This window comes from Kocuria sp. CH-021, assembly GCF_049716185.1.
Taxonomy (GTDB): Bacteria; Actinomycetota; Actinomycetes; order Actinomycetales; family Micrococcaceae; genus Kocuria; species Kocuria cellulosilytica.
Genome location: NZ_JBNAFK010000055.1, coordinates 1 through 1,197, shown reverse-complemented (window position 1 = coordinate 1,197; position 1,197 = coordinate 1). Strand labels below are relative to the sequence as shown.

Genomic DNA, 1,197 nt, shown 5'->3' with positions numbered 1-1,197 from the left:
GAACTGATCAAGCCCGGGGCGGTGTGCCAGGACATCGCCGCGGAGCTCAACGAGATCTTCATCTCCCACGGCCTGCTCGCCAACCGCACCTTCGGCTACGGCCACTCCTTCGGGGTGCTCTCCCACTACTACGGCCGCGAGGCCGGCCTGGAGCTGCGCGAGGACATCGACACGGTCCTGGAGCCGGGCATGGTCGTGTCCATGGAACCGATGATCACGATCCCCGAGGGCGAACCCGGCGCCGGCGGCTACCGCGAGCACGACATCCTCGTCATCGGTCAGGACACCGTGGAGAACATCACCAAGTTCCCCTACGGCCCCGAGCACAACATCATCTCCGCCTGACCGCGCGGCGCAGGGGTCCACACCCCTCGTCCAGACGTGAGCAGTGCCCTGTTGCTCTCCTCCTGGGGCTTCGCCGAGGACGAAGCCCCAGGAGGCAGGTCTCCTCGGCAGTGGAGATCCGGTCCGAGGCCCGTCATGGACCGTCCCGGGGGTGGCACCTGACAGTGTCGTCCCCGGGATCAGGGCCGTGGGGTTCGTCGCTTGGAGGAGAATGGGACTCCTATGGTCCCCTCACCTGACAACGCCTCGCCCGCAGTGGAAGCTCGCACGGCCTCGGTCGTCTCCAACGCCATCAGCGTCCTGCGATGCTTCTCCGTGCGCGAACCCCTGATGGGCGTCACCGAGATCGCCGCCCGAGTCGGCCTGCACAAGAGCACGGTCTCGCGCATCCTCGCCACCCTTGAACAGGAGAACCTGGTGGAGCGGGATCCGCAGACCCGCCGCTTTCGCCTGGGGCTGGGCCTGATCACCATGACCGGCCCCCTGCTGGCCGATCTCGACGAACGCCGCGTGGCCTACCCGGTGCTCCAGGAACTGACCGAGCAGACCGGCGAGACCAGCGCCCTCATGGTCTGGAACGGCAGCGAGACCGTCTGCTTGGAGCAGATCCCCAGTCCCCAGCAGATCAAGCACACCACCCCGCTGGGAACGAGGTTCGACACCGCTCTCAGCTCCTCGGTGCAGATCTTCCTCGCGGCTCAGCCCCCCGAACGGGTCCGCGCCCTTCTTCTCTCCGGCAGGATCAACCACTTCACGGCCACCGAAACCGGCATCACGGAAATTTTCAAGGTGTTTGAGGCCAGCGGGTGTCAGGCGGCTGCGGATTCTGCGGCCGATGGTCGGTTGATCCAG

2 protein-coding genes are annotated in these 1,197 nt (G+C 66.5%); both read left to right on the top strand.

The window, feature by feature from the left end; all coding sequences use genetic code 11:
* Positions 1-345: M24 family metallopeptidase (locus ACPYN7_RS17975; RefSeq protein WP_424348552.1), on the top strand; the 345-nt coding region annotated here is incomplete at its 5' end.
* 222 nt (positions 346-567) lie between these two features.
* On the top strand, positions 568-1,197 hold a 630-nt coding region (locus ACPYN7_RS17970; protein WP_424348551.1), incomplete at its 3' end, for an IclR family transcriptional regulator.